Genomic DNA, 25,187 nt, shown 5'->3' with positions numbered 1-25,187 from the left:
CGCGGCCGATCAGTCGGCCTAGACTGGCGCGGTGGGGTCTGGAGGCGGCTGATGGCCATTGCGCGACAACAGTTTCCATCCGACGGTGGTCATCGGCCGGTGCCACTGTCGGCAGGGCAGCGGGGGCTGTGGATGGCGCAACAATGGAGCCCTGACGTGCCGATCTGCGAGGCGCAGTATCTTGAGTTTCATGGGGATCTGGATCTCGAGATACTGCGTAAGGTGTCAATTCAGACCGGTCACGAATTTCAATCGGGTTATTTGCGGCTGGTGGAGATCGACGGTGAGCCGTATCAGTTGTTCGACCCGTCCTTGGCGTCGCGCGGACCGCTCATCGATCTGCGTGGGGAACCGGACCCCATGGCGGCGGCCTTGCGGTGGATGCACAGGGAGTACACCACGCCGTTGGACATGACCAGGGACCGGTTGGTCGCCTGGGTGGTGGTGCAGGTCGGGGATCGGCATTTCCTGTGGTACCTCAGGGTTCACCACGTCGCTGTGGACGGTTACGCTGCGATGACGATCGTGAACCGGGTCGCGGCGCTGTATACAGCGGCGGTGGAGGGCCGGACCGCCGAGCCGAATCGGGCGGCGGACCTGCGCACCCTCTACGAGGCCGACCGCAGTTACCGGGAGTCGACGCGGTTCACCAGTGACCAGGCCTATTGGGTGGACAGACTCGCCGACGTCGATGGCGACTCCAGCCTGGCCGCCGGGTCCGCACCCGCGAGTGCGGACAGTGTGGTCGCGAAAGCCGAACTGCCCACCGTGACGGTGGGACGGATCGATCATTCCGCGACCCTGCTGGAGGCGACCCCGGCCGCGGTGGTGATCGCGGCATTCGGAATGTATCTGGCCCGGATGACCGGCAAAGACGAGGTCATGGTCAATATTCCCGTTTCCGGTCGCACCACCGCGGTATTGCGGCGGTCCGGAGGAGTCTTCGTCAACGTTGTGCCGCTGCCGATCGTGCTCGGCCAGGGGGACACGGTCGCGTCGCTGGTGCGGCGGGTGCAGGCCGACCTGATCGGGGCATTGCGGCACCAGCGGTGCGGCCTCGTCGACATTCGCGCCGCCGCGGGGAACAACGGGCAGCGGCGTTTCGCGGGCCCGGTGGTGAACGTGATGTTCTTTCCCCAGGAACTCCGGCTCGGGTCGATGACCGCGGAATTCCACATTCTCAGCTCGGGGCCGGTCGACGATTTGCTGGTCGACGTGTATCAGACCGGAGACCCGCCGCAGACGATCCTCCATTTCCTGGCCAATCCCCACCGCTATACGGAGCAGGAACTGTCGGCGCATCACACCGGGTTCACCGAGTTTCTCGACGCGTTCGCCGCCGCCGCGCCGGACGCTGATCTCGGGCAGGTCCACCCCGACAGCGCCCGCCACGGCGCCGGGATTAGGCGCCGGCGCGAGAACCTGGCGTTCTGGCGAGCCACGCTCGCGGACCTTCCCCTGGAGCTTCGTCTGCCGGCCGACAGGTCGCGGCCCGCGGTGCTGTCGAATCGGGCAGCCACCGTGGATTATCCGGTGGCAGCCGAGGTAACCCGGGCGTTGGAAAGATTTGCGCGGCAATATTGTTCGTCACTGTCGGTGGTGATTCAGGGCGCGCTGGCTGTCCTGCTTGCCCGGTTGAGCGGTACAACCGATATTCCGATCGGCATGCCGGTCGCCGGGCGGCACGGAGCCGCTCTGGTTCTGCGGACCGAGATCGATCTCGATGAAACGTTCACCGATCTGCTCGACCGGACCAGACACATCGATCTGGATGCCGTGGAGCATGCCGACGTTCCGTTCGAAGAACTGGTGGATGAACTCGCCCCGCAGCGGTCGCAGTCCCGGCATCCACTGTTCCAGGTGCTGTTGGCATTCCAGAGTCCGGATGGGGAGACGCCGGAGCTGCTCGATGCGGCGCCTCCGCTCGATCTGCGGATTGTGCTGTCGGACAACGACGACGGTGGCGGGATGGCGGTAGCGATCACCTACGCCACGGATCTGTTCGACCCGGCGACGATCGATTCTCTGATGCGCCGGTGGATTCGGATACTCGAGTCGGTGGCCACCGATCCGACGGTGCCGGTCGGGATGATCGAAATCCTCGATCCCGGCGAGCGAGCCGATCTGTTGTCGCGCTCCGGCGCACCCACCGCGCCACCTACCACGCTGGCCGCATTGCTGGCGGCGGCAGTTGCGCACGATCCCGAGGCTGCGGCGATTGTTTTCGACGGGCAGCGGCTGAGCTACGGCGAGCTGGACGAGCGTTCGAATCGATGGGCCCGACTGCTGATCCAGCGTGGTATCGGCCCCGAGGATGTCGTCGCCATCGGTATGCCGCGTTCTCCTGAATCCGTGCTCGCGGTGTGGGCTGTCGCCAAATCGGGCGCCGCGTTCCTGCCGATCGATCCGACCCACCCCGGCGGACGCATCACGCACATGCTGACCGATTCGAAAACCGCGATCGGTCTGACGCTTTCGTCGGTGCGAACTCGGTTGCCCGGCACCATCGAATGGTTGACGCCGGAGGACCTCGACGCGGGTGCGGACCGTCCCGTGGCCGACGGTGATCGGGTGCGCCCGCTGCGTGTCGACGATATCGCCTATGTCATCTACACCTCCGGTTCGACCGGGCTACCCAAAGGTGTCTCGGTCACCCACCGCGGACTCGGCAACTGCGCCATCGAGCATCGCCATGCCATGCGCATCGAATCGAATTCCCGTACTTTGCATTTGGCTTCCCCGAGCTTCGATGTGTCGGTCTTGGAATTGTTGCTGGCTTTGTGTGCGGGCGCGACGATGGTCATCGCACCCCACGATGTCTACGGCGGCGACGAACTCGCCGCACTGCTCGACCGCGAACAGGTCAGCCACGTCCTCATCACACCCACGGCATTGTTCACCATCGACCACACGCGGTGGCCGCTACCTGATTTGCGGTATCTGCTGGTCGGTGGCGAGAACTACGGCAGCGAGCTGGTCCAGCGCTGGAACGGCAGCCGGAGCGTGTTCAACGAGTACGGGCCCACCGAGACCACCATCGCCGCGACGATGTCCGCACCGTTGGTGACGGGTGAGCTGGTCACGATCGGCGGGCCGATTCGCGGTGTCTCGCAATGGGTGCTGGGTCAACGGCTGCAACCGGTGCCGGTCGGTGTGGCGGGTGAACTGTATGTCGCGGGTCCGCTGCTGGCCCGTGGATATCATCGCCGGGCCGATTTGACGGCCGAGCGTTTCGTCGCGTGCCCTTGGCTACCTGGTGAACGGATGTACCGGACCGGTGATGTGGTCCGGTGGACGGCCGAGGGGACGATTCAGCATCTCGGCCGGTCCGATTTCCAGGTGAAGATTCGTGGTCTGCGGATCGAGCTCGGCGAGATCGATGCCACCCTCGCTGCGCACGAGACCGTCGGTTTCGCTACCACCATCGGCCATCACAGCGAATCCGGGGCCGCCTCGCTGGTTTCGTATGTCGTTGCCGCACCGGGTGCTTCGATCGATACGACGGTCCTCACCGAGTACCTCACCAGCCGGTTGCCATCCTATATGGTTCCGGTTTCGATCATGGTGCTGGACCGGATTCCGTTGACGCCGGTGGGCAAACTGGACCGAAAGGCGCTGCCGGATCCGGTATTCACCGACCGCAAACCCTTCCGGGCACCCGAGACACCGATCGAACGCGTGATCGCCGAATCTTTCGCCGACGTCTTGGGTATCGACTCGGTCGGTCTCGACGATTCGTTCTTCGCCCTCGGCGGCGACAGCGTGGTCGCGACCCGGGTGGCGGCGCGACTCGGAGCCACGCTGGATACCGAGATTCCGGTGCGGGTGATGTTCGAGGCCCCCACGGTAGCGGCGCTCGCGGCCCACATAGCGCAGCATTCCGGCACCGGGCGACGACGCCCACCACTGACCGCCGGGCCGCGCCCCGATCTCGTACCCTTGGCGCCGGCCCAACAGCGGATGTGGTTCTTCAACCAGTACGACACCGGTTCGGGTGCCTACAATGTGCCGATCGCCCTCCGGTTGCGTGGCGAGTTGAACGTCGAGGCCCTGCGATCGGCCATGGGCGACGTGCTGCGCAGGCACGAGTCCTTGCGGACGCGGTACCCGGATAACGACGGAATGCTGATTCAGCTGATCGAACCCGCCGACGAGGTAGACCCCGAACTGGCCCTGGTCTCGGTGCTGCCGAGCGAACTGGACGCAGCGATCACCGAATTCGTCACCGAAGGCTTCGACGTGAGCGTTCGGGTGCCGGTGCGGGCCCGATTGTTCCGCGCTGCCGGTAGCGAGGAGCCCGACTACGTGCTGGTCGTCGTGGTGCACCACATCGCCGCGGACGGCTTCTCCATGACACCGCTGGCCCGCGACGTGACGACCGCGTACACCGCTCGGATCCGCGGAGAGGCCCCTTCGTGGACACCGCTGCCTGTCCAGTACGCGGACTACGCACTGTGGCAACGAGCCGCCCTCGGCTCGTCCGATGATCCGGAATCGCTGGGTGCCCAGCAGATCCGATACTGGACCGCGACGCTGGACGGGGTCGCCGAGGAACTTCGGCTACCGGCTGACCGGCCGCGGCCGGTGGTGGCGTCCCATCGGGGTGCCACCGTCGACTACACGGTCGATGCCGAGGTGATCCAGGCCTTGGGAACGCTGGCGCGGCAACGCAATGCCTCCCTGTTCATGGTGATCCACGGCACGCTGGCGGTGCTGCTCGCCCGGTTGAGCGGTACCACCGACATTCCGATCGGCACACCGATCGCCGGACGCGGCGCGGCCGAACTCGACGACGTGATCGGCATGTTCGTCAACACCCTGGTCTTGCGGGCCGGAATCGAGCTCGATGAATCGTTCACCGACCTGCTCGACCGGATCAGGCAGATCGATCTGGATGCCTTCGGACACGCCGACGTTCCCTTCGAACAACTGGTGGATCAACTCGCTCCGCAACGCTCCCCGTCCCGGCACCCCCTGTTCCAGGTAATGCTGGCATTCCAGAACCTGGAACAGGTGCGGCTGACGTTGCCCGGTCTCGACATCGCAGTGCTCGACCTGCCCACCGCGGTGTCGCGCTTCGACCTGCAGATGGTGCTGTCGGACAACCAGGTCGGCGGCGAGATGGCGGTGGCGGTCACCTACGCCACGGATCTGTTCGACCCCGGCACGATCGATGCCCTGATGCAGCGGTGGATTCGGATACTCGAGTCGGTGGCCACCGATCCGACGGTGTCGGTGGGGGCCGTCGAGATACTGGACTCCGCCGAACGAGCCGATCTGCTGGCACATTCCGGTGCGCCCATGACCGTGCCCACCACGTTGGCCGACTTGCTGACCGCAGCTGCCGCACGGGATCCCGACGCCACCGCGATCGTGTTCGAGGGGCAGCAGCTCAGCTATCAGGAGCTGGACGAGCGTTCGAACAGATGGGCCCGGCTACTGATCCGACGCGGTGTCGGCCCGGAAGATGTTGTCGCGATAGCGATGCCACGTTCCACGGATTCCGTGCTCGCGGTGTGGGCTGTCGCCAAATCGGGCGCCGCGTTCCTGCCGATCGATCCGACCCACCCCGGCGAGCGCATCACGCACATGATGGCCGAGTCGAGAACCGCGATCGGTCTGACGGTGTCGTCGGTGCGCGCGCAATTGCCCGACGATATCGAGTGGTTGACACCGGACGATCTCGACCAGGGGGAGAACCGTCCGGTCGCCGACAGTAACCGGGTGCGCCCGCTGCGCGTCGACGATATCGCCTACGTCATCTACACCTCCGGATCGACCGGGCTACCCAAAGGTGTCGCGGTCACCCATCGCGGACTCGGCAACTGCGCGACCGAGCACCAGATCGCCCTGCACATCGAACCCGATTCCCGGACTTTGTATTTGGCGTCACCGAGCTTCGACGTCTCGGTGCTGGAATTGCTGTTGGCGACGTGCGCGGGCGCGACCATGGTCATCGCGCCCAGCGATGTCTACGGCGGCGACGAACTCGCCGAACTGCTCGACCACGAACACGTCACCCACGTCCTCATCACGCCCACCGCACTGTCCACCATCGACCACACCCGGTGGCCGCTACCGGATTGGGGGCACCTGGCGGTCGGTGGTGAGGACTACGGCACCGAGTTGGTCGAGCGGTGGGGCACCGCTCGCGACATGGTGAACGAATACGGACCGACCGAGGCCACGATCACGACGAATCAGAGTGCTCCGCTGGTGGCGGGTGAGTTGGTCACGATCGGTAGCCCGATTCGCGGGGTGTCGGAATGGGTGCTGGATCAGCGGCTGCAGCCGGTGCCGGTGGGTGTGGCGGGTGAACTGTATGTCGCGGGTCCGCTGCTGGCGCGCGGATATCATCGCCGGGCGGCGCTGACGGCCGAACGTTTCGTCGCGTGTCCCTGGATGCCGGGTGACCGCATGTACCGCACCGGTGATGTGGTCCGGTGGACAGCGGATGGGACGATCCAGCACCTGGGCCGCTCTGATTTCCAGGTGAAGATCCGTGGTCTGCGGATCGAACTCGGTGAGATCGATGAGACGCTCGCGGCGCACGAGACCGTCGGTTTCGCCACCACCATCGGTCATCACAGCGATTCCGGGGCGGTATCGCTGGTTTCGTATGTCGCTGCCGCACCGGGTCGTTCGATCGATACGACGATTCTCACCGAATACCTCGGCGGCCGGTTGCCGTCCTATATGGTTCCGGCTTCGATCATGGTGCTGGACCGTATTCCGTTGACGCCGGTGGGGAAGCTGGACCGTAAAGCGCTGCCGGAACCGGTATTTGCCGACCATACACCGTTCCGGGCACCCGAGACCCCGATCGAACGCGCGATCGCCCAATCCTTCGCCGACGTGTTGGGTATCGACAGTGTCGGTCTCGATGATTCGTTCTTCGCCCTCGGCGGCGACAGCATCATGTCGATCCAGGTGGTCACTCGCGCCAGGGCGGCGGGTGTGGTGTTCTCCGCACGCGATGTCTTCGAGCGTAAGACGGTCGCCGGGCTGGCCGCGATCGCCGTTCGCGACAGCACCGTGACGACCGGCCTTCCGGAGGAATTGCAAGGTGGGGGTGTCGGGCCGATACCGCTGACGCCGAGCATGCGATCGCTGATCGAACGCGCGGAGTCGGGGTTCGACCGTTTCTCGCAGGGAGTAGTGCTGGAGCTGCCGGTGGGGATCGACCGGCGGCAGCTGGCGGGCGCGGTGCAGGCCGTACTCGATCGGCACGACATGCTGCGCGCGCGGCTGCGCCCGGGCGCCGACGGGAGCTGGATGTGGGAGGCGCTCCCGGTCGGGACGATTCGAGCCGAGGACGTTGTCCACCGGGTGCCGATGCCGGGCAGCGTCGAGTTCCGTGCGTCGGCGGCGGCGGAGCTAAAAGCCGCCGCGGACCGGCTCGATCCGGGCACCGGGACTGTGCTGCAGGTGGTCTGGTTCGATCCGGCCGACGCGGCAGAACCGGGCAGAGTGCTTGTGCTGGTGCATCATTCGGCGATCGATACGGCTTCCTGGCCGGTTCTGGTGGCGGACCTCGCGGCCGCGTGGACGCGGATCGCCTCCGGCGAGCTACCCGACCTGGCCCCCGTCGGGACATCGATGCGCAGGTGGGCGCACGGGCTGGTCGAGGTGGCCCGGCGCCCGGAACGGGCCGCCGAACTCGAAGTGTGGCAAGCGATGACCGTCGGGGACGATCCGGTGATCGGGTCCCGGCCCCTCGACCCCGCCGTCGACGTGGCTGCCACTACCCGCACCGTCGAGGTCGAAGTCTCCGCCGAGGTGACAGAGGCACTGCTGACCGAGGTGCCCGCGGCATTCCACGGCAGCGTCGACGACGCGCTGCTGGCCGCGCTGGCGATAGCGGTGACCAAGTGGCGGCGCGAGCGTTCGGCGGCCTCCGGCGGCCAGCTCACGGATGTGGTGATCGGTCTCGAAGCGGACGGTCGCGAGGAAGACGCCGTCCCCGGCTCGGATCTGAGCCGGACGGTCGGCTGGTTCTCGACGAGTTATCCGATGCGCCTGGACCTTTCGGGTATCGATCTCGACGACGCGGGTACCGGTGGGAAGGCGCTGGGTGCGGCGGTCAAGTCCGTCAAGGAACAGCTCCTCGCTGTCCCGGACCACGGAATCGGCTACGGCTTGCTGCGGTACCTCAACGACGACACCGGCCCGCTACTCGCGACTCTGTCGGCACCGCAGATCAGGTTCGACCATGTCCGCCAAGGAACACAGTCGGCCGGAGGGATGCCGGCGGACGACGACCTCGCCGGTGCGCAGAATCCGGAGATGCCGGTGTCGGCGGCGCTCGACATCCATGCCCGCACCCTCGACAGCGACGGCAGGCCGCGGTTGCGGGCGGCCTGGTCGTACCCGGAGGGGGTGCTGACCGCCGACGAGGTGCGCGAGGTGGCGCAATCGTGGTGCCGGGTACTGACCGCCGTGGCGACACACATCCACCGTGCCGGGGCAGGCGGCCGGACGCCGTCGGATCTCGAGGTGGTCCGGCTCGGACAGTCCGAGATCGAGCGACTCGAAGACAGCTATCCGGCACTGAGCGACGTCTGGCCGTTGACGCCGCTCCAGGAGGGGCTGCTGTTCCATGCGCTCGTGTCCGAGGACTCGACGGACGCCTACCTGGTGCAGCTGGTCCTCGAATTGGGTGGGCAGGTCGATCCGGGACGGCTGCGCCGAGCCGCGCAGATACTGCTCGACCGGCATCCGAACCTGCGCACCGCCTTCGTCACCGACACCGCCGCGGGACCGGTGCAGGTGGTCGACGACGACGCCGAGGCCCCCTGGTCGGAGGTCGACCTGTCCGGACTGGACGACGCTGCACGCGGCGAGGAGTGGGATCGGCTGATGGCCGCGGACCGGGCGACCCGGTTCGACCCGGCTCGGGCCCCGCTGCTGCGCTGGATGCTGGTCACCACGGGGCCGCAGCGCTACCGGCTGGTGCTGACCAACCATCACCTGCTGCTCGACGGCTGGTCGACGCCGCTGCTCCTCGAGGAGTTGCTGATCCTCTACGCCACCGACGGCGACCCCGCGATACTGCCGGATGTCCGTCCCTATCGGGACTTCCTGGCGTGGATCGCCGGGCGGGACACGGCCGCCTCGCTCGACGCCTGGGCCCGCGCGTTCGACGGCACCGACGGGCCGACCCTGGTGGCCCCGCCCGACCCCGGCCGCCGATACACCGCATCACGCGCGGTGCTCGGCGAACTGACCGAGGAACAGACCGCGGCGCTGACCGAGTTCGCGCGGGCCCGTGGCATCACCGTCAACACCGTGATCCAGATGGCCTGGGCGATCGTGTTGGGCGCGTCGACCTCCCGGGAGGATGTGACGTTCGGTGCCACGGTGTCCGGACGGCCCGCACAGGTCGCGGGCATCGAATCGATGATCGGGCTGTTCATCAACACCCTGCCGGTGCGTGTCCGGCTCGACCCCGCCGAGCGCGTGGGGCAGCTGCTCGACCGGATCCAGGCCGAGCAGGCCGCGTTGCTCGATCACCACTACGTGGGCCTGACCGACATCGAGCGGGTGGCCGGGCCGGGGACGATATTCGACACGATCACGGTGTTCGAATCCTTCCCGATCGATCGTGGTGGGCTGACCGCGGACACCGATATCGCCGGCATGCGCCTGCTCGACGTGACCGGCACCGACGGCGCGCACTATCCGCTGGGCGTGATCGCGCGGGTCGACACGCGACTGCACCTCGACATCAAGTACTTGCCCGAACTCTTCGACCAGGACACGATGGCGGCGACCCTGCAGCGGGTCCTGCGCGTGATCGAGACCGCCGTCGCCGACCCGGATCTGCCGCTGGCCCGGCTGGATCTGCTGTCTCCGGCCGACCATCGCGAGTTGACGCCGGTGTCGGGTGATCCAGCTGGGCCGGAGCGGGTGTTGCCGGAGTTGCTGGCGGCAGCAATGCAGCGGGATCCGGAGGCGGTCGCCGTCGTCTGCGGGGATCGGCGGTGGACCTACGGCGAGCTGGAGGCGGAGTCGAATCGGTGGGCTCGCGTGTTGATCGGCCGGGGAGTGGGGCCGGAGTCGAGCGTCGCGGTGGGATTGCCGCGATCGATCGACGCGGTACTGGCGGTATGGGCGGTGGCCAAGTCGGGGGCAGCGTTCGTACCGGTGGATCCGCAGTACCCGGCAGGCCGGGTCGAGCACATGCTCACCGATTCGGGTGTGACGGTGGGAATCACCCTGTCGGAGTGGTGTGCTCGGCTGCCCGGGCCGGTGCGATGGCTGGTTCTCGACGAACCGGCCTTCGCAGCGGAGGCCGCGCAGTTGCCCGCGGGACCGGTGACCGATGCCGAGCGAACATCGCCGGTGCGGCCCGACAACGCGGCGTACGTGATCTACACGTCCGGCTCGACCGGTGTGCCGAAGGGGGTGGTGGTGTCGCATCGAGGGTTGGCGAATCTGGTGGCCGAGCAATGTGCGCGATTCGGTATCGGGCCGAGCGCGCGGGTGCTGCATTTCGCGTCGCCCAGTTTCGATGCGGCGGTGCTGGAACATCTCTGGGCGTTCGGGGCGGGCGGGCGACTCGTCATCGCACCCCCGACCGTCTACGGCGGGGGCGAATTGGCGCAGATCCTGGTGCGCGAGAAGGTGTCCCACGCCGCGCTGACGCCCGCGGCGCTGGGCACGGTCGATCCGGAGGGTCTCGACGACCTCCGGACCGTCGTGGTCGGCGGCGAGGCGCCCTCACCCAAACTGGTGTCGCGGTGGGCGCCCGGCCGCAGATTCTTCAACACCTACGGTCCGGCGGAGGCCACGATTCTCACCGATGCCGGTCCGCCGCTGGCGCCGGGCGCGGCCGTGACGATCGGCGGACCGATTCGCGGGGTCGGGCAGGTCGTGCTCGACGGGTGGTTGCGGCCGGTGCCGGTCGGGGTCATCGGGGAGCTGTATCTGGCAGGCCCCGGTCTGGCTCGCGGGTACCGCAACGCGAGGGGTTTGACCGCGTCGCGGTTCGTCGCCGATGCGTTCGCGGGTCCGGGCCAGCGCATGTACCGGACCGGTGACCTGGTCCGGTGGCTGCGGCAACCGGACGGGAGTCTGGCGCTCGACTATGTGGGCCGGTCGGATTTCCAGGTCAAGGTCCGTGGTTTCCGTGTCGAGCTCGGCGAGGTCGAATCGGCGCTGGTTGCCTGTCCCGGCGTGGCCGACGCGGTGGCGACGCTGCGCCGGGACCCCGTCATCGGCGACCGGTTGATCGGGTACGTGGAGCCCGAGCCCGCCGCCGATCTCGACGCGGCCGCGGTGCTCGCGTTCGCCGGCGAGCGGCTGGCCTCGCACATGGTGCCCGCGATCGTCGTCGTCCTCGACGCGCTGCCGGTGACGGCGAACGGCAAGCTCGACCGCACCGCGCTGCCCGAGCCGGACTTCACCACGGGCCGAACCGAATTCCGGGCACCGGCCACCGAGGTGGAGACGACGCTGGCGGGTCTGTTCGCCGAGGTGTTGGGGATCGACACGGTCGGTCTCGACGATTCGTTCTTCGCGCTCGGCGGCGACAGCATCATGTCGATCCAGCTGGTGACCCGGGCCAGGGCGGCCGGTGTCGCGTTCTCCGCGCGCGAGGTGTTCGAGCGCAAAACCGTTGCCGGGCTGGCCGAGATCGCCGTTCTCGACGACAGCGCGGCGGCAACCGCCCTGCCCGCGGAACTGCCCGGCGGGGGAGTGGGGCCGATACCGCTGACGCCGATCATGTGCTGGATGTTCGAGCGCGGCGGCTTCGACCGGTTCTGCCAGTGGGTGCTGCTCACACTGCCGGTCGACATCGATGCCACCGGCATCGACGCCACCGTCCAGGCGGTGCTCGACCACCACGACATGCTGCGGGCCCGCCTGCACCCGGACACCGCGCACAGCTCGGGCTGGGCGCTGCGGGTGCCGCCGACCGCGCCGCCCGCCGGCGAACTGATCCGGCACGTGCCGGTGGACGCGGCGCCCGGCAGCAGCGCCTTCGGCGCGCTCTTGGATGCCGAGGCGAATGCCGCGGCCGAGCGCCTCGACCCTGCGGCCGGAATCACGGTGCAGCTGGTCTGGTTCGACCGGGCCGGACAGCCGGGCAGGCTGCTCGTCGTCGCACACCACCTGGTCATCGACGGCGTCTCCTGGCGGATCCTCATTCCCGATCTCGCCGCGGCCTGGGCACAGCGCAGCGTCGGGCAACGGCCGCGGCTCGCGCCGGTCGGCACCTCGATGCGGCGCTGGGCGCATGCCCTGCAGACCGCCGCCGAGGACCTCGACGAACTCGACTGGTGGCGGTCCACGCTCGGCGCCGCCGATCCGCCGATCGGTGCCCGCCCGATCGATCCGGCCGTGGACGTGCACGCCACCGCCGCCACCGTCGAGGTGGCGCTACCGCCCGCGGTAACCCGCGCCGTCCTCACCACCCTGCCCCGGGCGTTCCACGGCAACGTGGACGACGCCCTCGTCGCCGGTCTCGCGCTGGCGCTGACTCGATGGCGGCGCCGCCGCGGCAACACTGTCACCGGGACGCTGCTCACCCTCGAAAGCCACGGCCGCCACGACACGGTGCTCCCCGGTGCCGATCTCACCCGCACCGTCGGATGGTTCACCACCAACTACCCGGTGCGGCTCGACCTGTCCGACATCGACATCGACGACGCGTTCGCCGCCGGTGCCGCCGCGGCGGCGGTCGTCAAGTCGGTCAAGGAGCAACTCCGGCAGGTCCCCCACCGCGGGATCGGCTACGGGCTGCTGCGCTATCTCAACGCCGACACCGCGCCGATCCTGCGTGAACTGCCCTCCCCGCAGGTGAGTTTCAACTACCTCGGCAGGCTGGACACCACGCCCGCCGCGGTGCGTGATGCCGGGTGGCTGCCCGCGGGCGAGGGCACCGACGGCGGCAGCATCCAGAACCCCGACGCACCCGTCGCGGCCGTGCTCGGTGTCAACGCGGTCACCGTCGACACCGCGGACGGGCCGACGCTGACCGCCGCCTGGGAGTTTTCGACGGGCCTGCTCACCGCCGCCGAAGTCACCGAGCTCGCAGAACTGTGGCGGGACGCGGTGACCGCGCTGGCCACCCACGCGTCCCGGCCCGGTGCGGGCGGCCTGACTCCCTCCGACCTCGACCTCGTCGACCTCGACCAGGAGGCGATCGACCAGCTCGAGGCGGGACGTTCGGCGCTCGACGACATCTGGCCACTCACGCCGCTCCAGACGGGGTTGCTGTTCCACGCCCAGCTCGCCGACGGCACCATCGACGCCTACCTGGTGCAACTTTGGGTGGAACTCGGCGGACACGTCGACCCGGACCGGCTGCGCCGCGCGGCGCAGACGCTGCTCGGACGGCACCCGAACCTGCGGACCGCGTTCCTGCGCAAGGGCATCGGCGACGCGGTCCAGGTGGTGCACCGGTACGTCGATGTGCCGTTCACCGAGCTCGACTGGACCGAGCGCGACGACATCGAGGCCGCGCTCGACCAGCTCATGGACACCGACCGCCGCGCCTGCTTCGACCTCACCACCGCACCGTTGCTGCGACTCACGCTGATCAGCACCGCACCCCAGCGGTACCGGCTGCTGGTGAGCATGCACCACATCCTCATCGACGGCTGGTCGACGCCCCTGCTGATCCGGGAACTGCTGACCCTCTACGCCGGTGCGGGCGACGCCACGATGCTGCCCCCGGTGCGCCCCTACCGTGACTACCTGAGGTGGCTGACCGCGCAGGACCAGGACGTGGCGGAAACCGCCTGGGCGCGGGCACTCGACGGTGTCGCCGAGCCGACCCTGCTGGCGCCCGCGGACCGCGGCCGCCGGACCACCGTCGCCGCGCGCGAAGTCCGGGTGCGGCTGAGCGAACAGCGCACCGCCGCTCTGATCGCGGCGGCCCACCGGCACGAGGCCACCCTCAACACCGTCGTCGAAGCGGCCTGGGGGATCGTGCTCGCCACCTCGACCGCCCGCGAGGACGTGGTCTTCGGCACCACCGTCTCCGGGCGTCATCCGCAGATTCCCGGCATCGAATCGATGGTCGGGCTGTTCGTCAATACCGTGCCCGTCCGGATCCGGCTCGACCATCGCGAAACCCTGGCTCAACTGTTGCGGCGCATCCAGACCGAGCAAGCCTCGCTGCTCGACCATCAGCACCTCGGGCTCGCGCAGATCCAGCGCGTGGCCGGACCCGGCGCGATGTTCGACACCGTGACCGTCCTCGAGTCCTACCCGGTCGATCGGGCCGGGCTGTCCGCGGACACCGACATCGCGGGCATGCGGGTCCTCGACGTGCACGGCCGCGACGCCGCGCACTATCCGCTCGGCCTCGTCGTCCACCACGACACCCAGGTGCACCTGACGTTCAAGTATCTGCCGGAGTTGTTCACCCGGAACCAGATCGACGTCATCGCCGACCGGATGCTGCGCGTGCTCGACACCATCGCCGAACACATCGACCTCCCGCTGGTCCGGCTGCATCTGCTGTCACCGGCCGAGCGAGCCACGCTGGTACCAGTGCACGGCAGGCCGAGCGCGGTGATGTCGGTGATGCCGCAGGTGCTGACGGCCGCGATGACGCCGGACACGGAAGCGGTGGTCTGCGACGGTGTCCGGCTGTCCTACCGCGAACTCGACGACACCTCGAACCGATGGGCGCGGGTACTGATCGATGCGGGCATCGGACCGGAATCGTTGGTGGCCATCGCGTTACCGCGCTCGATCGACGCCGTCGTCGCCGTGTGGGCGGTTGCCAAATCCGGCGGCGCGTTCGTCCAGATCGACCCCGCCCATCCGCACGACCGGATCACCCGCATCCTCACCGATTCCGGTGCGGCCGTTGGGCTGACACGGCACTCCTACCGAGATCGGCTGGCGGACACCACGAGCTGGCTCGCCCTCGACGACCCTGCCTTCGCCGCGGCGACAGCGTCGGCGTCGCCCGCCGCGATCACCGACGCCGACCGTCCGCGCCCGCTCCGGCCACAGCACCCGGCCTACCTGATCTACACCTCCGGCTCCACCGGAATTCCGAAAGGTGTCCTGGTCACCCACAGCGGGATCGCCGATCTCGCCGCCGAAATCCGGGAGCGGTTCGGCCTCACTCCGGACTCGCGCGTGCTGGCCGCCGCCGCGCTGACCTTCGATGTCTCGGTCCTCGAATTGCTCAGCGCCGCAGCGGCAGGCGCCACCCTGGTGCTCGCTCCCGCATCGGTGGTCGCCGGCGCCGAACTGGCCGAGTCGATCGCCGCCGAACACGTCACCCATGCCGCCTTCACCCCGACGGTGCTCGCGTCGCTGCCTTCCGGCGAACTCGACACCTTGCGCACCGTGATCCTCGGCGGCGAGACCTGCCCACCGGCCCTGGCCCGGCAATGGATTCCGGGCCGCACGGTGATCAACTCCTACGGTGCCACCGAAACCACCATCATGAGCTGCGCCGAAGCTCCCCGGACCAGCACCGACGACACCCCGATGACCTTCGGCGGCCCGACTCGCGGATTCACCGCTGTCGTCCTCGACCGCAGGCTGCGTCCTGTCCCACCCGGCGTCGCGGGCGAACTGTACGTGTCCGGACCCGGCCTCGCCCGCGGCTACCACAATCAGCCCACCACCACGGCGGCCCGGTTCGTCGCCGACCCCTACGGACCACCGGGGACACGGATGTACCGCACCGGCGACCTGGTCACCTGGACCGCCGACCGCACACTGCACTACAGGGGCCGCAGCGACCTGCAACTCAAAATCCACGGCCACCGCATCGAACGCGGCGACATCGAAGCCGCGCTGCGCAGCCACCCCGACATCAGCTACGCCGCCGTCACCGTCCACACCCACCCCAACGGCACCGACCAGCTCACCGGCTACGTCGTTCCCGTCCCGGACACCACACCCGACACCGGCGCGCTGACCGGCTACCTCGCGACCCGGCTGCCCACGCACATGATCCCCACCGCCATCCTCACCCTCGAGCGAATTCCCTTGGCCCCCACCGGGAAACTCGACTATAAGGCCCTCCCGGCCCCAGCGCTGGGGCCGTCCCGGTTCCGGTCACCGTCCACCCCGCTCGAGGCCACCGTCTGCGACGCCTTCGCGCGGACCCTCGAGATCGAACGCGTCAGCGTCGACGACGGCTTCTTCGCCCTCGGCGGAAACTCGCTGGCCGCCACCCAACTCGTCGCGCGGCTGGTGGAGTCGACCGGTGCCGACGTACCGATCCAATGGGTCTTCACCGATCCGACACCGCAATCGCTGGCCCGCCGCATCGACGCCCGCCTGCGCGGCCTCGACGAACAGGAACCCGGCGACGCACTCGCGGTCCTGCTCCCACTGCGTGCCGCAGGCTCCGAGCCACCGCTGTTCTGCGTCCACCCGGCCATCGGATTGGCCTGGGGTTTCAGCGGACTCGTGCAGCACCTCGACCACGACCGACCTGTGCTCGGGCTGCAATCCCCGGCGCTGAGCGACCCCACCGCGCAGTTCGGCTCGCTCGACGACCTCGCCGCCCGCTACGTCCGCGAGATCAGGTCCGTCCAGCCGCACGGCCCCTACCACCTGCTCGGCTACTCGCTCGGCGGCACCATCGCCCACGCGATCGCCGTCCGGCTGCGCCGCGCCGGCGAACCCGTCGCCACGCTGGCCATGATGGACACCCGCGTCGTCACCGACCGCAGCAGCCGCACTCCCGAACCCACCACCGTGGACCTGCTCACCGAGTTCGGCGGCCTCACCGCCGCGGAGCTCCCCGCCGAGCCCACCATGGAGGTCGCGGCCGAGTTGCTGCACCGGCAAGGCGGCCTCTTCACCGCCCTCACCGCCGAGCATCTGGTGACCCTGCACCGCGACTACACGCGGCTCGTCGACCACACCCGCGACCACCGGCCCGCACTCTTCGACGGTGACCTGATCTACTTCAGCTCCGCCGCGGACCACACAGACGACGGCGCCTCGCCTGCTCTCGCCTGGCACGACCACATCACCGGCCGGATCACCGAACACCGCATTCCCGTCCGGCACGAACGGATGACCGACCCGGACGCCCTCCGCGCCATCGGCCTCGTCCTCGCCGAACACTTCAGGCGCGGCGGTTCCGGGGTGAGCGCGGGTCAGGCGTCGCGGAAGAGGCCGGGCAGCTCCATGGCGTAGGCGAGGTCGTCGCGGGTGCCGAGGGTGACCAGCAGGACACGGATCATGGTGACGCGGGCTTCGGAATCCAGCGCCGGATCGGGATCGCTGCCGGGTTCGGTGCCCGCGGTGAGGCGGTAGACGATGTATTCGCAGACATGCAGCGCCGCGTCCATGTCGAGGGGCGCGGGGACAGGGCGGTCCAGTTCATCGAAGGTCTTGCGCACCAGGTCGCGGATGTCGTCGAGGGCACGCTCGCGGTAGGCCGAGACGGGGGAGCCGGGGTCGTGGAGCTCGGCGAAGAGGGGACGCAGCATCGGGCCGTGGCCGCGCGCCCAGTCGACATAGGCGTCGATCAGCCGGATACCCAGCTGGACCGGCTCGTCGGTGCCGGTCAACGCCTCCCGGATCGCGCCGACCAGGCCGTCGTTGGACGCGGTCAACACCACGTGCAGCGGCTCGGAGGCATTGCCGAAATAGCGGTAGAAGGTGGGCCTGGCCAGCCCGGCCTGCTCGATGATCTGGGCGACGCTCAACCCGCGCGAACCGTTACGCGCGAACACGGCGGCGGTCGCCTCGACGATCCTGGCGCGGACCTCCTCGGCCTGCTCTTGCGTCTGCGGCGGGCGCCCACGGCGCACCGTGGCGGAATCACCGGACATCGCACCTCCCTCACAACCGCGGGTCAACCACGGAAAGCTTGACACGGTACCGCCATCAACCATTAATCTAACACTAGTGTTCAGGCAAATAGCCGAACCTGCGCGATCGATCCGCGCGACCCATCTGTTGAGGAGAAGGGCCGACAATGACGACAGCCCCCGAGCTGACCGCCGAACCAACCGCGCTGCCGACCGCGCTGGTCAAGCCCCTGTTCGACCGTGCGGTGGCAGGTGGCGCCGCGTCGGTGCCGGTCTTCGCCCCGGCCACCGGACACAAGATCGGCGACCTGCCGCAGTCCTCGATCGCCGACATCGACCGTGCCTTCGCCGTGGCCCGCCACGCGCAGCGCGACTGGGCCAAGGTGCCGGTCAAGCAGCGCGTGGAGATCGTGCGCCGCTTCCACGACATCGTGCTGGCCGAGCAGGACACGATCCTCGACATCGTGCAGACCGAGACCGGCAAGTCGCGCCCGCACGCGTTCGACGAGGTCGCCGACGTCGCGCTGAACTCGCGCTACTACGCCGCCGTCGCGCCCAAGCTGCTCGCCGACCGCAAGCCCCGCGGCGTGCTGCCGGTGCTCACCTCGGTCGACGTGCGTCACCGCCCCAAGGGCGTCGTCGCGGTCATCTCGCCGTGGAACTACCCGCTCGCGCTGTCGGCCTCCGACGCGCTGCCCGCCCTGGTCGCGGGTAATGCCGTCATCGCCCGCCCGGACAACCAGACCGCGCTGTCGGCTCTGTGGGCCATCGACGCCGCCGAGCGCGCCGGTCTGCCGCGCGGCCTGTGGCAGGCCGTGCTCGGCCGTGGCCGCGAGATCGGTGGCGACGTGATCGCGCGCGCCGATTACGTCGACTACACCGGTTCCAGCGCCACCGGCCGCACCATCGCCCAGCAGGCCGGTGAGCGCCTGATCGGCTACTCGCTCGAGCTCGGCGGCAAGAACCCGCTGCTCGTGCTCGCCGACGCCGATGTCTCCAAGGCCGCCAAGCTGGCCGTGCGCGCCTGCTACTCCTCGGCCGGTCAGCTGTGCGAGTCGATGGAACGCATCTATGTCGACGCCTCGGTCTACGACCAGTTCGTCGCCGAGTTCGTCGGCAACGTCAAGAACATGACCCTCGGCGGCGACCTCGACTACAGCAAGGACATGGGCTCGCTGACCTTCCAGCGTCAGCTCGATACCGTCACCGCGCACGTCGACGACGCCGTCGCCAAGGGCGCCAAGGTGCTCGCCGGTGGCCGCGCCCGTCCCGACCTCGGCCCGTACTTCTACGAGCCCACCGTGCTCGCCGACGTGGCGCCCGGCATGACGGTCTACCGCGAGGAGACCTTCGGCCCCGTCGTGTCGGTGTACAAGGTCGACTCCGACGAGGCAGCCATCGAGGCCGCCAACGACACCGCCTACGGCCTCAACGCCAGCGTGTGGAGCAAGGACGCCGAGCGCGGCAAGGCGGTGGCCGCACGGATCAACGCCGGTTCGGTGAACGTCAACGAGGGCTTCAGCGCCGCCTGGGGCAGCGTCGACGCGCCCTCGGGTGGCCTCGGCATCTCCGGTCAGGGCCGTCGCCACGGTCCCGAGGGGCTGCTGAAGTACATCGACACCCAGACCATCGCCGTCCAGCGGGTGCTGCCGATCGCGCCGCTGCCCGGCATGTCCGAGCAGATGTGGGCCAAGACGATGACGCTGGTCTTCGGCGTCATGAAGACGCTACGCCAGAAGTAGCGGCAAGCAGGAAACGAAGCAGGGGTAGGCATTACATGAAACTGGAGACGGTCGCGGGCAAGCGGGTGCTGGTCACCGGCGCCGCCATGGGCCTTGGCAAGTTGTTCGCCGAGACGGCGGTCCGCGAGGGCGCCGACGCGGTGGTGCTGTGGGACGTCAACGAGATCGCCCTGCGCGAGACCGCGGCGCAGCTGACCGCCCAGGGCGGCAAGGTGCACTCCTACGTCGTCGACGTGTCCTCGCAGGACTCGATCCGCGAGACCGCCGACGCGGTGCGCAACGAGATCGGCGGGATCGACATCCTGGTCAACAACGCCGGAATCGTGCGCGGTAACACCTACTTCTGGGAAACCGAGAACCGCGCTGACATCGACATGACCATGGCGATCAACTCGCTGGCCCCGATGTACATCGCCCTGGAGTTCCTGCCGGGCATGGTCGCCGGTGCCGGACAGGCGCGGGTGCTCAACATCGCGTCCTCGGCCGGTCTGGTCGCCAACCCGCGCATGGCCGTCTACGCGGCGTCGAAGTGGGCGGCGCTGGGCTGGTCGGACTCGGTGCGCCTGGAGCTCGAGCAGGCGGGCCACGACCACGTCAAGTTCACCACCGTCTGCCCGACCTACATCAACACCGGCATGTTCGACGGCGCCAAGGGCATCCTGTTCACGCCGATGCTCGAGCAGAACGAGGTCGTCGAGACCTCGTGGCGGGAGATGAAGAACGGTGGCGCCCTGGTGGTACTGCCGTGGACCTCGCGGATGAACCGCGCGCTGACGGGTCTGCTGCCGATCAAGGTGCGCGACTTCTACCTCAACGCGGTGGGCGTGTACCACTCGATGGATCAGTTCACCGGACGCAAGTAGGCACCGGGTGGGGGATGCCCCCGTCGACCGGCCGCGGATGCGGTTGTCGGCGGGGACATCGTCGTTCCGCTACCTCGAGCGGATACCGAGGACGACGGTGGCGTAGTACTCCTCGGAGTGCTCGACCCGCGGCACGAGACCACGCTCGGCGAGCACCGCACACGCCGTGTCGACCTGTCCCGTCGAGGTTTCCACCAGCACCGTCCCGCCCGGCGCCAGCCAGCTCGCCGCGCCCTCGGCGACCCGCCGGAACACGTCGAGCCCGTCCGCGCCGCCGTCGAGTGCAACGAGCGGTTCGTGCTCGCGCGCCTCCGGCGGCATATCGGCGACCCGCTCGCTCGGTACATACGGCGTATTCGCCAGCAGCACATCGATGCGCCCCCGCAGATCGCCGGGCAGCGCGTCGAACAGATCACCACCGAACACCGGCGCGCTCAACGGCGCCAGATTCTCCCGCGCGCAGGCGACGGCCACCGGATCGATATCGGCGGCGACCAGCTCCACAGCGCAGCCGCGGGCGGTGAGTTCGGTGGCCGCGGTCAACCCGAGCGCCCCACAGCCACAACACAGATCGACCACGCATGCCTGGGCCGTCCCCGGCGCGACCCCGGCCACCGCCTGCTCGACCAGGAACGCGGTGCGCTGCCGCGGTACGAAAACGCCGGGCCGCACGCCGACCCGTACCCCGCGGAATTCGACCCAGCCGAGCAGATATTCCAGAGGTGTCCCCGCGACACGCTGTGCGACGAGCGCGTCGAGGCGGGCCGCGTCCCCGGCGGCGGCCGCCAGCAACAGGGCGGCCTCGTCCTCGGCGAAGACACACCCTGCGGCACGCAGCGCGACGATCACGTCGGCGGGGTCGGAAACACTCATGCAGCGATTGTCCCTGAGCGGACAACCGATTTATCAGCGTGCGCTGTCGAGCTGGAACGTGCGGGTGGCGTCCAGGTAGATCCCGCGCTGCGCGGCCCTGGCAGGCGGCGGCAGCTCCGAGACCAGCTGTTCGAGCGAGGTCATCGCCCCGACGACATGCGTACCGGCCACGATGAAGTCGGCTACCGCGCGCCGGATGTGGTTCGGCGAGGTCACCACCACGGCACCGGTCGCGCCGAGTTCACGCAGCATGCGGGAGCTGAACAGCGCGTTCTGCACCGTCGACCCCGCCCGGTCCTCCACGTAGATCCGCGCGCTCGGCAGACCACGCCCGACCAGCCAGTGCCGCATCGCCTCCGCCTCGGAGATCCCGTTCTGCGGATTGCCGCCGGTGACGATCACCGGCGAGAGCGGCGCCGCGACGGCCTGGACCCAGGCCGCGGTGAGCCGGTTCTCCAGCTCCGGCCGCAGCGCGCCGTCGGGCAGCAGCCCGTAGCCGAGGACCACGATCCCGGTCTGCGGACCGACCAGCGCCGGCAGCGGGTTGGGCAGCGTCGACGCCGCCGCGGTGACCGCGCGCAGCACGTTGGCGGTGCCCGCGGCCATGCCGGCGTCGACCGCGCCGAGCCGGGCCATCGCCTCGCCGACCCCGGCGTGGTCGCCCGCGTAGTGCGACCAGATGGCCTGCAGCGCGAGGGCGTCGGCGTCGTTCGGGTCGGCGGCGATGAGGGCGCGCAGGTCGGCGCGGCCCGCGGCATCGTCACCGTCGGTGAAATGCCGCTGCGCGGAGTTGTAGAGCGCGGTCACGTCCGCTTCGGCCGCGGCGGGGCCGATGGTGGCGCTCGTGACCGCGGCGACCGCGGCGACCGCGGCAGCCACCTGTTTCCAATGCCTCGAGATCTTCACGACAGTCGACACCCTTCCCGCGAACGGTTTCGGCACGTGCTGGTAAAGCTGCTGGCAGAGCTGCCGACACCCTACGACCGCGTGCGGCGGGCACCCCGGATCCCGACGACGTTCCGCGCGTCGCCGCCCGGTGGACCGCGCAGGGGGTAACGGCGGATAAGCTGACCCACCGTGGATACCGCTTCGCTGACCGGCAAGGAACTCGCCGCCGCCATCAACGCCGACACGAAGGAGCGCGCAGCCGCGCTCACCGCCGCGGGCACCGCGCCGACGCTGGCGCTGATCGTGGCCAACGACGACCCGGCCAGCGCCTGGTACGTGAGCTCCCTGCGCAAGGCCGCCGAACGGCTCGGGATCGCGTGCGAGCGCATCGATCTCGGCGCCGACGCGAGCGCGGAGACGATCCGCGCCGAGCTGACCGCGCGCAGCGCCGACCCCGCCACCGACGCGATCATGCTGCAGACCCCGCTGCCCGCAGGCGTCAGCCTCGACGACGTGAGCTCGGCGATCGCGGCGAGCAAGGACGTCGACGGCGTCAGCCCGCTGTCCCTCGGCCTGCTCGCCTCCGGCCTGGACGGCTTCGTTCCCGCCACCTCCGAGGCCGTGGTCGAGTTGCTGAAGCATCACGGCATCGCGCTGCAGGGCCGCCTGGTGACCGTCGTCGGCCGCTCCAACATCGTCGGCAAGCCCCTGGCCCAGCTGCTGCTGGCCGAGAACGCCACCGTCACCGTCGCGCACTCGCGCACCGCCGACCTGGCCGCGGTCACCACCCCCGCCGACATCGTCGTCGCCGCCGCGGGCCGGATCGGGCTGGTCACCGGCAAGCACATCGGTGACGGCGCCGTCGTGATCGACGTCGGCACCAACGAGGCCGCCGACGGTGGCATCGTCGGCGACGTGGACGCGGCTTCGGTCGACGGCAAGGCGGCGGCGCTGAGCCCCGTCCCCGGCGGCGTCGGCCCGGTGACCACCGCGCTGCTGATGCGCCACGTGGTCGTGGCGGCCGAGAAGGCCCGCGCCTGAGCAGGTTTCGAGTCGGCCTCGATCGGGTCTAGCGCACCGGCCCGATCGAGGTGATCAATGTCTTCCCGCCGACCTTGGCGGTGCCGACCAGCTGCGGGTTGTAGATGATCGGCGCCGAGTCGGGCCGGAACTCGGTGATCACCACGAAGTACTGTCCGGCGAACGCCGAAGGCGTGATCGACAGGCAGTGGGTGGTGCCCACCGGGATGGTGTCGATGCCTGCCTGGATCTCCGCGCCGGACGGCAGTGCCGCATCGCCGGATACGAGTGTCCGGGCCTGATCGCCGGAGCGCGCAACGTAATACGCGTGCTGGAACGCGAGGATGGCCGCGACGCCGTTCTCGGTGCCGCCGGGACCGTTGCCCTGGATCTTGCTGCCGACCTGTTCGGGGGGACAGTCACCGGCGACCGGAGCCGCACTCGCTGGTGCGGGCTCGAGCACGGTGCTCGCGGCCGCGGATTCCGGTGCGGGACCGCGCAATTGGTAGTAGCCGCCGCCGATCAGCAGCGCGCCGGCTACCGAGGCGGCCAGCGGCGCCGCCCAGCGCGGCGGGCGTCGCTTGCGCCGGGCACGGTCGATCATCCGCGCGAAGACCTCGTCGTCACCGGAATAGTCGGGTGTCGGCCGCGGTTCCTGGTCGGCCGTGACCCAGTCCACCCAGGTGCCTTCGGGCGCGGGGGCCAGGATCGGCAGTTTGTCGGTGGTCGGCCCGTTGTCGGGTTCGGGTCTCGCCTGCGGCGGATCCGGAAGTGCGTGGCGCGCACCAGGATCGAAAGGTCCGCCGACGATGGGCAGCCGATCGGTGGCGTAATTGTCCGCCGGGGCGAGACTGTGCACGGCAGCGAACTGCCCGGTCCGCTCCGGCGCGTGCGCCGCGGACAGGGAGATCACCGGAATGCCCGCCGGGGTCGCAGGCCCCTCGATCCGGTGCCGCGGGCCGGTCACCGGCTGCGGACCAGACGTTTCGGTCAGCCTGCGCGGCCGCGGCGCCCCCCGGTCACGACCGGGCCGCCACGGCGTGGCAGCAGTGAACGGATCACCGGCCGAACCGGGGTCGTGCTGTCGAGCCCCGGTCGGTCTGTGTGCATCCGGTCGATCCATCGCCCCACCTTCATCAGGGGAGTCGCCGTCAGGTTCCGTCCCGCAACGATTTCGTTACGGGCACGATACTGCGCTGACGGTGGGAACGCCGAATGCCACGAGGGAATTACTCACCAGTGAATGTAGACCGGGTCACCGATGCCGACATTTTCGTAGTACCAGGCCGCGTCGCCGGGGGCGAGATTGATGCATCCGTGGCTCACGTTGGCATAGCCCTGCGAGTCCACCGACCACGGTGCGGAGTGCACGAATACGCCACCCCAGGTGAGCCTTTCGGCCCACTCGCCGTCGATGATGTAGCCCTCGGGGTCGTCGAGTGGGATGCCGATGGTGCGCGAGTCGAAGACCACCGACCGGAACTTCTCCAGCACCGTGAAATTGCCCGTCGGCGTTTCGAAACCGGGCTTGCCCATGGACGCGGGCATGTCGCGGACGACCTGTCCGCCCATGCTGACGATGAACCGGTGCGACGACAGGTTCGCTTCGGCGTAGACACCCTGGTTGGTCTGGAACTCGGTGCGCTGGTTGCCGAATTGCACCGAGATCGGTGAGCTCGCGGGCAGCGTGCCGGTAGGTGTCCAGCGCAACTGGGTGTCGTCGACCCAGGCGAAGGTGCCGGGCAGCGCGTCGGTGGACCGGATCGCGGCGGCGCGTTCGGCGCTCGCGCGGTCGGCGACCGGCGCCGCGAAGGTGAACGTGACCGGCGCGGCGACGCCGACGACCTGTCCGTTCGCCGGTGATATCGCGGTGACCGTCGCGGTCGGAGTTCCGCTGATCAGAGCCGCCGATGCGGAACCGGACCAGAATGCGGCCAGCAGGGCCGCCATGGCCGCGACGAACAGGAAACGAAGTGCGTTTCTCATAAACGCCACCCCTTCAGTCACTCGTAGGCGGATTCCAAGTCTAGGCCGCCATGATCAACTAG

9 protein-coding genes are annotated in these 25,187 nt (G+C 69.1%); 4 read left to right on the top strand and 5 right to left on the bottom strand.

Annotated features, from left to right (window positions below):
* Positions 1-51: 51 nt before the first annotated feature.
* A complete protein-coding gene (locus IEY60_RS01985; protein WP_268241449.1) occupies positions 52-17,133 on the top strand; it encodes a non-ribosomal peptide synthetase in 17,082 nt (5,693 codons plus the stop codon).
* On the opposite strand, the gene IEY60_RS01980 is transcribed toward IEY60_RS01985, so the two are convergent.
* Entirely contained in the window at positions 17,094-17,774 is a 681-nt protein-coding gene (locus IEY60_RS01980) for a TetR/AcrR family transcriptional regulator (RefSeq protein WP_189023157.1), read from the bottom strand. The two genes, IEY60_RS01985 and IEY60_RS01980, sit on opposite strands and share 40 nt — an antisense overlap.
* A 146-nt stretch (positions 17,775-17,920) precedes the next feature.
* Between IEY60_RS01980 and IEY60_RS01975 the strand changes: the two genes are divergently transcribed.
* On the top strand, positions 17,921-19,495 hold the full coding sequence (locus IEY60_RS01975; protein WP_189023155.1) for a succinic semialdehyde dehydrogenase: 1,575 nt from the start codon (positions 17,921-17,923) through the stop codon (positions 19,493-19,495).
* 35 nt (positions 19,496-19,530) lie between these two features.
* Positions 19,531-20,358 (top strand): SDR family NAD(P)-dependent oxidoreductase, encoded by an 828-nt coding sequence (locus IEY60_RS01970; RefSeq protein WP_189023153.1) that lies wholly within the window; start codon positions 19,531-19,533, stop codon positions 20,356-20,358.
* 69 nt (positions 20,359-20,427) lie between these two features.
* On the opposite strand, the gene IEY60_RS01965 is transcribed toward IEY60_RS01970, so the two are convergent.
* Together IEY60_RS01965 and IEY60_RS01960 are read right to left on the bottom strand one after the other, a co-directional pair.
* Positions 20,428-21,231, bottom strand: coding sequence for a putative protein N(5)-glutamine methyltransferase (locus IEY60_RS01965; protein ID WP_189023151.1), 804 nt, complete (start codon positions 21,229-21,231; stop codon positions 20,428-20,430).
* Between the two features lie 33 nt (positions 21,232-21,264).
* Entirely contained in the window at positions 21,265-22,137 is an 873-nt protein-coding gene (locus tag IEY60_RS01960; RefSeq protein ID WP_189023149.1) for a YdcF family protein, read from the bottom strand.
* Positions 22,138-22,308: 171 nt separating this feature from the next.
* Here IEY60_RS01960 and IEY60_RS01955 point away from each other — a divergent pair, with 171 nt between their 5' ends.
* Entirely contained in the window at positions 22,309-23,160 is an 852-nt protein-coding gene (locus IEY60_RS01955) for a bifunctional 5,10-methylenetetrahydrofolate dehydrogenase/5,10-methenyltetrahydrofolate cyclohydrolase (protein ID WP_189023147.1), read from the top strand.
* 28 nt (positions 23,161-23,188) lie between these two features.
* On the opposite strand, the gene IEY60_RS01950 is transcribed toward IEY60_RS01955, so the two are convergent.
* Together IEY60_RS01950 and IEY60_RS01945 are read right to left on the bottom strand one after the other, a co-directional pair.
* Positions 23,189-24,262: a DUF8176 domain-containing protein gene (locus IEY60_RS01950; protein WP_189023145.1), complete on the bottom strand. Its 1,074-nt coding sequence runs from the start codon at positions 24,260-24,262 to the stop codon at positions 23,189-23,191.
* 110 nt (positions 24,263-24,372) lie between these two features.
* On the bottom strand, positions 24,373-25,125 hold the full coding sequence (locus IEY60_RS01945) for a L,D-transpeptidase (protein WP_189023143.1): 753 nt from the start codon (positions 25,123-25,125) through the stop codon (positions 24,373-24,375).
* Between the last annotated feature and the right edge of the window lie 62 nt (positions 25,126-25,187).

The organism is Nocardia rhizosphaerihabitans, assembly GCF_014646295.1.
Lineage (GTDB): Bacteria > Actinomycetota > Actinomycetes > Mycobacteriales > Mycobacteriaceae > Nocardia > Nocardia rhizosphaerihabitans.
The sequence above is the reverse complement of the archived record's forward strand: the minus strand, read 5'-3'. Positions and strand labels throughout refer to the sequence as shown.

Excerpts from the sequence above, each read along its gene's own strand:
- IEY60_RS01985 (WP_268241449.1), top strand. The coding sequence starts at position 52 with ATGGCCATTGCGCGACAACAGTTTCCATCCGACGGTGGTCATCGGCCG.
- IEY60_RS01980 (WP_189023157.1), bottom strand. The coding sequence starts at position 17,774 with ATGTCCGGTGATTCCGCCACGGTGCGCCGTGGGCGCCCGCCGCAGACG.
- IEY60_RS01975 (WP_189023155.1), top strand. The coding sequence starts at position 17,921 with ATGACGACAGCCCCCGAGCTGACCGCCGAACCAACCGCGCTGCCGACC.
- IEY60_RS01970 (WP_189023153.1), top strand. The coding sequence starts at position 19,531 with ATGAAACTGGAGACGGTCGCGGGCAAGCGGGTGCTGGTCACCGGCGCC.
- IEY60_RS01965 (WP_189023151.1), bottom strand. The coding sequence starts at position 21,231 with ATGAGTGTTTCCGACCCCGCCGACGTGATCGTCGCGCTGCGTGCCGCA.
- IEY60_RS01950 (WP_189023145.1), bottom strand. The coding sequence starts at position 24,262 with ATGGATCGACCGGATGCACACAGACCGACCGGGGCTCGACAGCACGAC.
- IEY60_RS01945 (WP_189023143.1), bottom strand. The coding sequence starts at position 25,125 with ATGAGAAACGCACTTCGTTTCCTGTTCGTCGCGGCCATGGCGGCCCTG.